Source organism: Nocardia sp. CY15 (assembly GCF_009829295.1).
GTDB lineage: Bacteria > Actinomycetota > Actinomycetes > Mycobacteriales > Mycobacteriaceae > Nocardia > Nocardia sputi.
Map to the genome: position 1 here is coordinate 1 of NZ_VUOT01000070.1, position 8,352 is coordinate 8,352.

An 8,352-nucleotide genomic window follows, 5' to 3' on the forward strand; every position below is an offset into this window, starting at 1 on the left:
GCCTGGCTACATGCGTTCAAGCGTCTGCGCATCCGCTACGAACGCCGCGCCGACATCCACCAAGCCCTACTCACCCTCGCCTGCGCGGTCATCTGCCTCCGAAAACTCATTCTGAACTGATCTGTTATTGCTGCGGTGGGTGGGCGCGGTGGAGCAGATCGGCGGCGTAGGTGGTGGCGGGTCCGGCTTCGGTGGCCCAGTCGGTGGCGGTGGTGATGCCGATGCCCAGCAGTGCTGCGAGCACGGCGGCGGGCAGTTGGGCGGCTAGATCCATCAGGGTGGTCGTGCGGGCTGCGCGGGCGGGGATGCCGAGATGTTTGAGCCGGTGGGTGAGGTGGGCGCTGGTGATCGGGCTGCCTGCTCGCAGGCCTGGTAGGAGCCAGTCGTGATCGGTGACGCGGGCCAGCGCGGCGCGTCCGTCGGGGCGGTCGAGTACCAGGCCCAGGGCGAGTTCGGCGAGCGGGGTGGGCAACACGATCGGTTCGCTGCCCAGGGCCAGACACACGGTGCGGTCGCTCAGGCGCTGGGTCAGGGCGTCGGTACGCAGACCGGCGATGCGGCTGACGGGCTGGGCGTAGAGCAGCACGAGCAGACCCGCGAAGCGGTGACGTCGATCGATACTGTTGTCGTGCAGCAATTTCCGCACCAGTGCCCAGCGCTGATCGTCGGCGATGCTCGCGCTGCGCGGCCCTTTGCTGCGAGGTGCGATGACCAAGCCGGGCCGGGCGTCGCCCCGCCGGATCGCCCAGGTCAAGAACTCGTGCAGCACCCATGCGGTGGGATCGGTGATCTGCCAGGCGTCGATGTCACCTTGATCGGCCCCGGCGAGACGGCGACCGCGCTGATGCAGGAACTCCACCAGGGCGGCGGCGGTGAGGAGCTTGCGGCGCGCGTGTACGGCTTGACCTCGCGTGACCGGGCGGCTCGGCGATTGAGTGCGTAGCCGGCGCAGCAGTTTCCATGTGGTGTAGGCGCGCAGTAGCCGTCGGTCGTGGGCGTCGCTGATGGTGGCCACGACGCGGTCGAGATCGCCGATCAGCTGATGCAGGTTCTCATCTAGGGGTTCGAGCACGCCCGCGCACACCATCGCATCCCGTAGCGGGCGCAGTGCTCGATTCGGGTGGTACCCGTCGAGCAGTTGGTGGGTGATCGGTTGGTGCCCGGTCTGGCGTAGCTGGCGCAGTAGCGCGTCGCCTCCGTGGTCGAGATAGATCAGGGTGCTGTGCGCGGAGGAGCGTGCCAGGGCGGTGAACACGGGTTCGAGCCGGGCGGGGATGCCGGTGTGGTCGCCGAGCACCGCGTGGAGACGGTCGAGTACCGCGCAGGACGGGCACAGCCCGAAGTGGTGCAGCCGTTCGTGGCTGCCGCAGCGTTGGCAGGGCCGAAACGATTCGGGGTGGCGCGGATAGCAGCGTTTGCAGCGTGGGCCATCAGAGAGCCAGCCCCGTACTCGCGCGGTGCGCCCGCAGTCGCGACATGTTGCCCGCGGTCGCCCGCACGAGTTGCAGATCGGTGCACCGTCGCGGTCGCGGGTGCGCACGACCCGCACGTGCCCGCATCGTGAACATTGTTGCTGGAGTAGCAGTTTCGCCGAGCACGGTTGGCATCGTGGGTGATCGGTATCGGCGAAATAGCACTGGCGCAGCTTGCCGCACATCGCGCAGAGCGCGGTCGGTGCGCGCCGGCAGCGCCGACATATCGGTGCGCCGCCGCCGACCCGGATAAGGTGTGCCTGCTCTCCGCAGCCGGGGCAGATCGCCTGGTTGTGCGGCTGGCGGGTGTAGCAGGTCCGGCACAGCGGGGAGCCTTCGCTGTCGCGGGTGATCACGGGGTAGCGGCCACCGCAGCCCGCGCAGGGTTCGGCACGGCCTTTGTCGTAGCAGCGGCGACAGCACCGACGCCCATCGAGGACTTCGGTCAACGGCGCCGACCGTGCACAGAGCGGACACCGCGGCATCGTGAACCCGTCGACGTGGGCGTCGATCAGCGCACACAGCAGGCCCATCGTGGTCGCGGTGGCGTAGGCGGCCTCGGCGCTCAGGCGCAGGGGATGGGCGCTGAGTTCGTCGGCGACGCGGCGCTTGTGGCCCGGTGTCGGCAGCGTCTGTCCCACGACCACACTCACCAGATCGGCATCGGCGTGAGGGTTGATCGCGCATATCCGCTGCATCAGCCGGTGGTGCTGGTCGACCCCGCTGTCGGCACGAGCGCAGGTCCGGCAGACCGCTCCGCCGTCCCAGTCCTTGTAGTGGGCGTGTCGTCGCTCGCCACAGCGGCCGCAGGTTTGCCCGCTCATGCGGCGGTAGGCATCGCAGGATCCGCAGATCCGCAGGCCGCCCGCGCGGGCGTTGAGGCGGCGTTGGCGATGACAGCGGCCACACAGCGGAAGCGCCACCCGGGTAGATCCCCGTTGCTGCAACGCCGCGATCAACCGGTCCAGCACCGGCGGCCCGAGCGGTTCGCGCGAGACCATCAGCGCCGGTGCGTCGAACAACGCCTGCGCCAGCCGTCGCTGGGTCGCCGTCGCCGCGGCGACCTCGGCAATCGCCTCCACACATACGGCCACGCTCAGCGCAGGGTCGGCGCCGCGGACGATATCGATGATGACCGACCGCGGGTCTGCCAGCACCGCCGCGGCGTAGCGGTCGGCTTTCGACTGGGCCATCAGGGCTCGGTGCCGGCGATCCGTGCCCGTTTGGGCCGGAAATCTCCCACCGAACCGCTGTCGTGACCGCTGCCGGTTCGACGCTGGCGTTGTGCCCGTACGGCGACGGGTTCGATCAGTTCTTCCATCCGGCAGTCGAGGATATCCATCAGCGCGACAAGGATTTTGACGTTGATGCGTTCGGGGCGCTCGGTGACCAGCCGGAACACCTGACTCGCCGAGAGCGCGATGCCGCGTTCGGCCAGTAGCGGGCGTAGATCGGTGGTTTGGAACAGCCCGCGGGTGGCCATCACGGTGCGTAGATGCCACTGGTAGTCGAGTCTGGGGGTCATCGCAGCTGCTCCTGCTCGGTGGTGAACGCCCGCTCCAGTGCTCGGCGCATCATCGTGTTCATGAAATCGCCGCTGACGGCGGTGTAAATCGCTGTGGTGGAAGCGAACCGGTGACCGACTTGCTCCTGGACGAATCTGGCATCGGCACCGTCTTCGATCGAATGCGTGACATAGCTGTGGCGAAGACAGTGCGGTACCAGATCGCCCGGCAAGCCCAGGGTGTCGCGATAGTCGGCGAAGCGGGCGTCGATCTCTCTGGGCTGGAGCCGGCCGCCGCGTTCGGTGAGGAACATCGGGCCGTCGGCGCGGTCGGTGAACCGAGGCCTGATGTTGACCATGTAGTCCTCGAGTGCCTCGACCGCCCACGGCATCGTCGAGGCCACCATCCGCCGTCTCGGCGGAGATCCCTTGCTGGCCTTGCCCCACCGCACATGCAGCTGCCCGAACCGGCCCAGCTGCGGCGCGGCCGGATTGCGGTAACAATCGGTGCTATCCAGCTTCGAGGCTTCCCGAGCGCGCAATCCCCACCCGTAGAGCACCTTGAACACCGTGGCGTCTCGGTAGGCGGTCAACGCGCCCTTGCGGCCCAGCCGCACCGCTTGCTCGACCTGGCCGTCGGCGTAGTCGAGCAGCAACTGAATCTCCTCGCGGGTCATCGGCCGCCGATCCGGGCCGCCCTCGTAGTCGACCAGATGCGCGGCGGTGTTCCACTCGTGGCAGATCTGCACCGGATGGGTACCGAATCTGTTCTCGCACTCCGCGATCCACCCGTAATGCGGCGAGGTCACATACGCGCAGAAATCCTGCACCGCACCCTGATAGGCGCGCAGCGTCGACTTCCGGCGACGGTGGACCACCACGAGATCTACCATCCACTCATCGAAATGAGCCGCGGTCCAATGCCACGGATACTCCGCCGTGAACCCCCAGAACCGCCGCACCGGGCTCAAATATCCGCGCACTGTCCGCGGCGCCAGTCGTCGCCCGCCCAGCAACTGCCGTTCCCATCCGCGCAACATCGCTTGCAGTACCGCGTCTTCGGGATGTAGTAGAGCCACCCCATCGACGAGCTCGAGGTGCGCTGAACCCGGCAGCTCACCCGACCCCACGGTCACCCCCTTCACTGCAAGGATCATGCATCAGATGCATGATAGCGTGCAGATGGGCAGGTCAGCAGCTGATTGCTAGAATCGCTTCCGCTGCCCCATCGTCCCAGCCCACTCCAACGTGCGTGCGTCGGATGCAATTCCACTGAGAAGTCTGGTCGTTTGGTCTACGTTGGGCATGTCGGCACGGGTTTCACCCGCGCAATTCGCCGTACGTTGCTTGAGCGACTGACCGCCTTGGCCGCGCCCGACAGTCCTTTCGACCGGCCCGCTCAAGCATGGCGGGTGACGGGGGCGCATTGGGTGAAACCACAGCTGGTGGGCACGGTCGAGTACCGGGAGTTCGTCGGAGCGTTGCGGCATCCGAGCTGGCGAGGATTGCGCGCCGAGATCGACCCCACCGAGGTACGGCTACCGATCTGAGACGTTCGCATCCCTCAGATCTGAAGCTGCAATGCCTGGCAGTCCGTTTTGCGACGCGACCGTCGCCGAGCCCCGGAGATCAGGCGTTGGCGTAGCCACCGGCATTCCACACCAACCAGCGGAAGTGCTGCGGGACGAATGCCTGGCGAGCGGGAACACCCGGTGCCGGAGAATGTGGCCAAAACGCCACACCGAACCGATGACAGTAGAAACCGGCCTGCCACACCGCGTGCGCGTCACGACGTCCCCGAACGATTCGACCGTTGCGGCGAATACGGCACACAGCGACAGTGAGCAAGACAGCGCCAGGCGCCGCCAACCCCCCGAGAAACATCACCATGGCGAGGGCGGCGACCCCGTGCGAACCCCAGGCACAGGATGGACGATGCCATCGACCGCCGGAACGATCCCTGCCATCGCTGGCACGAGCAGCACCAGCGAGAAGAAGGTCAGCCACCCAGCAGGGGTACGGGCAGGCTCGCGGGCAAGGCTGTGGGCGAGTGCGGTGGTGTGCGTCCGTTCGACAGCGGCAGTGCCGAACACCGGCACCAAGCCAGTCGAGGCGACTCCGACGCCGGAGTAGACGTTCGTGCCGAAGCTGGTCGAGACGCCATCGGCATGCAAGGCGGGCACACTCTGCACCAAGTCGAGTTGATGGCAGTGCGGACACGTCAGATCGACATCCATACGCGGAACCCCCTCCCAAGCCGCTGCGCTGTAGCGGCGCGTCTGTGGTACTGATCCCTGCAACGAAAACTCTGTGGGGTATCCAACACCCTCGGCCACCTGCTGTCGAGAGCTGTTCACGAGCTTCTTCACCGACGAGTCCTTCCATTCAGGCTGATGAGTCAATTCCCGTCATGGCCAGCCGCAGTCCGCACTCATCAGCGCGGAACCCACTTCTCGTGCCGTTGCGCCTCCGCTTGACCAAGCGCAGCAACGGAAACCAGTTTCGGGTGGGCGGCCCGCTGGAGCGAACCTGGGCCGGGGCGCCGACTACGAGCTGTCCGGCTGAGCAGAGGGGTCACTCAGTCGGCTGGACCCGACCAGATCGGGGCAGGAAGCATGTCTGCCACCGCTGAGAGGCCCGGCTTCGTGGGGCAATCGCGACCTAGGAGACGCGGGAGATGCCCGGTGACGCGGTCACCGATCCGCAATCCCGGGCCGGTATTTCGCCTGGTGACGGCGTCACCAAGAACGTGTATGTTTACGTATCGAAACGTAACCAAACGCCGTGGGATGAGGTTCAAACCCGCTGGCAGAGCCACGTTTCGAAGCCTTGACCAGCAGTTTCGGCGGTCGGGGGGTGCGGAGGTTCAAGTCCTCCTAGGCCTGGTATGTGCATCGGAGGTCAAGGTCATTTGGCCCTTTGACATTCTTATTGCTTCTCACCAACTTTAGTCAAGGTTCTGCCTCGATCACGGTTCCCGGTATGGCAGTGCGGATGCGGGTTGTCCGGACCATGTTGGCGTGAACGTAGCGCCGGTGCATGCTGTTGCAGCGTAGTTGTCGGGCTGAGCTGTGTGCGTCCAGAAGGGTGGGGAGTGCGACAGGCGTTCATGAATCAGACGCCGAGATTTTCTTCCAAGCGTTCTATCGCTGCTGAGTACGTCGTGGACGTTGAATCCAAGACCCAAACATCGTCATTGACCGGGTAGAAGCCGATCGATTGCCAGACGTGTCGAACCTTTCGTAGCTCGGCATCGAACTGGGGATCATCGGAATCCACTTCAAACGGATGGGGAAAGGTGACCGCGATCCCGTCGCCGTCACCAAGAAGATGTCTGAGGATGTAACTGATCAGGAGTCTGCCTATGCCGCCTTGCCCACGAAACTCCGGCTCCAGCGACGCCCTGTCGATCAGTACCACTCGCGAGGCCGACATGGCGAGCGTTTCCTCGACGTTGTCGCGCAGACTGTTTCGACCGTGCTCGAACACTGCGGTCGCCAGTTTTTCGTAATCACTGCTGATCGCGTCCAAGGCGTGGTAAATGCTGTGTTTCGGGGTCCAGAGGTCCACTGTTACACCGTTCATCCACAGGATAGTGCGAGGGGGTTCGTCATCCTCCACGGTGGAGCCGAGCTGTCCGTAGCTGTACCACTGTGAGATGCCTGGACCGAAGGTACCGGTACTCCTGGCGGGTGTGGTGATCGTTGTGTCGACGTGGACTCTGTCCCAATCTATTTCGACCGACATACTTGCATGGTATGCGTGCCGCAGCACCTGCCGAGGAACACGGTGTTCGGGTACGGCAGCGGTGCCGGGCGTTGAAGTGGCGGTGGGCGATCGCCAGCGGACCGGGGAGTCATCAGACTGCGGAGTTGAAGATCCGAGGCGCGAAAGCAGGATGTCTCGTGCTGGTCGGTCAAGCTATGCCGTTCAATTCCGTATCGGCGGAATAGAATGGAATGTAATGGAATTGAGAAGGTGGGGGCGACAGCCTTATCGACGAATGCCTTGCCCCGGTACCCAGTCCGCTGCCTCACTGCGCTTCGGCGTCCTTCAGGACCGCCGTGCCGTGGCATCGACTATCTGTCTGCCCACCTCGTCGAACGCCCCGTGTGCGCACGAACGACCACGGCTCGGCGCCAGGTGCTGCCCCATTGCTGTCGCGTGATCCGCATCGGTCAAGCATATGTAGCGCGCGGCAGGCGGCAACATCAACTCCTCGACATAGGAGACAGCCACGCGGACGGTGCCGTAGGGATTCGCACCCAGCGTGGCTTACCACCGAACTTGCGTTCCCGGGGCGGTACCTGGCCTGGATGCGCAACCTCTGAGCGGTGTCCGCTCGTGCGTGGCGACCCCTGCCACTAGATGGCAGGGGCGCTCACGACATGAGCCATCATGCTCGTCGATCTGGGTTTCACAGGCCGCTTCGCGGGAGCGAAAGGGCCGCGGCTTCGCTGAGTATCCGGCTGATCGTCGACCTACTCCTGTTCAATTCGTTGGCAATGCGGGTCAAATTCCAACCGTCGCGGTGATGGTGGGCCAAAGCTCTGGCCACGAGTTCAGGATCTCGTCTCCCGGCCGGATCGCGTGCGCACAAACGCGCCGCAACGTCCGCAAAGTCTTGGCTTGTGACGTCGGCCAGGTGCGGTGCCGTGAGAACCGGCTCGACTACATCTGGTGGCGTGTGCACGGGCTCGTCGTCCGCGAACGAAGGGTTTGCCTGCGGTACGGAGTCGTAGTTGCGCGGGTCGTCCGCGTGCGCACGCTCGTCGCTGGGGGTCGAGTGGGCGAGGGCGAGTAGCGCGACGGTGGATTGGGCCATGGATCCTTCGATGATCAGCGGCCACAACCACGCTTCGCCTTGGGGAACTCCGGCGGTGATCGCCAACGACCGTAGAGCAGTGAAGGAGAGCCAGAATGCGCCGGTCGCGATGCGAACCGTCATCGCGGTCGCCACCCACCGTGTGGCGCGGGCCGCGGTGTGCGCACGCGCGAGGAGCGTCACCCCGTGCACCGCCGCCAGTAGAGCCAGGGGTGGGATGATCGCGACCGCAGCGGCCACGACGGGCAACGCCGTGTCGTGCAGTAGAGCTTGGGTGGCGTTTCCGGTGATGCTGACGGTGGCCGCAGCGGTGAGCACCGTCCAGAAGAAGCCGTGCGCACGGGACTTCGGTGTGGCTGCCTCCGCTGATGGCGTCCGCGCGATTGCCGTGGGCGGGGCGAGCGCGATCTCGGTCATGAGAGGGTTCCCTAAGTTTGTGGGTGTCTGGGGTTGGTGCCCTGGATGCCCAGGGCGGTGGGGTGTAGCTGATGGTTGGTTGCTGTTGTTGTGGCTGCGAAGGAATGGCTGCCCCACCGTGCTGGACGCTCCGG

Annotated in this window: 7 protein-coding genes and 1 pseudogene; 2 read left to right on the forward strand and 6 right to left on the reverse strand. The window is 65.3% G+C overall.

Annotated features, from left to right (window positions below):
* A pseudogene (locus GVY39_RS33420) lies at positions 1–120 on the forward strand (IS5/IS1182 family transposase); the annotation flags it as partial.
* A gap of 4 nt (positions 121–124) precedes the next feature.
* Here GVY39_RS33420 and GVY39_RS33425 read toward each other — a convergent pair.
* From GVY39_RS33425 to GVY39_RS33435, 3 genes are read right to left on the reverse strand one after another with little or no spacing between them, the layout of a single operon-like run.
* Positions 125–2,665 carry a hypothetical protein gene (locus GVY39_RS33425; RefSeq protein ID WP_159930966.1) on the reverse strand — a complete coding sequence of 847 codons (2,541 nt, stop codon included), beginning with the start codon at positions 2,663–2,665 and terminating at the stop codon, positions 125–127.
* Positions 2,665–2,997: a helix-turn-helix transcriptional regulator gene (locus GVY39_RS33430; RefSeq protein ID WP_159930965.1), complete on the reverse strand. Its 333-nt coding sequence runs from the start codon at positions 2,995–2,997 to the stop codon at positions 2,665–2,667. Before GVY39_RS33430 ends, GVY39_RS33425 begins: the two co-directional genes overlap by 1 nt.
* Positions 2,994–4,016: a tyrosine-type recombinase/integrase gene (locus GVY39_RS33435; protein ID WP_159930967.1), complete on the reverse strand. Its 1,023-nt coding sequence runs from the start codon at positions 4,014–4,016 to the stop codon at positions 2,994–2,996. Before GVY39_RS33435 ends, GVY39_RS33430 begins: the two co-directional genes overlap by 4 nt.
* Before the next feature lie 162 nt (positions 4,017–4,178).
* Here GVY39_RS33435 and GVY39_RS33440 point away from each other — a divergent pair, with 162 nt between their 5' ends.
* On the forward strand, positions 4,179–4,526 hold the full coding sequence (locus tag GVY39_RS33440; protein ID WP_159930964.1) for a hypothetical protein: 348 nt from the start codon (positions 4,179–4,181) through the stop codon (positions 4,524–4,526).
* Positions 4,527–4,859: 333 nt separating this feature from the next.
* On the opposite strand, the gene GVY39_RS33445 is transcribed toward GVY39_RS33440, so the two are convergent.
* The 3 genes from GVY39_RS33445 to GVY39_RS33455 all read right to left on the reverse strand — a co-directional run bounded on the left by GVY39_RS33445 (position 4,860) and on the right by GVY39_RS33455 (position 8,218).
* A complete protein-coding gene (locus GVY39_RS33445) occupies positions 4,860–5,345 on the reverse strand; it encodes a hypothetical protein (protein ID WP_159930963.1) in 486 nt (161 codons plus the stop codon).
* A 745-nt stretch (positions 5,346–6,090) separates the two neighbouring features.
* Positions 6,091–6,723: a hypothetical protein gene (locus GVY39_RS33450; RefSeq protein ID WP_159930962.1), complete on the reverse strand. Its 633-nt coding sequence runs from the start codon at positions 6,721–6,723 to the stop codon at positions 6,091–6,093.
* A 670-nt stretch (positions 6,724–7,393) separates the two neighbouring features.
* The gene (locus GVY39_RS33455; RefSeq protein ID WP_159930961.1) at positions 7,394–8,218 is read right to left on the reverse strand and encodes a DUF2637 domain-containing protein; all 825 of its coding nucleotides are present in this window, start codon (positions 8,216–8,218) and stop codon (positions 7,394–7,396) included.
* Between the last annotated feature and the right edge of the window lie 134 nt (positions 8,219–8,352).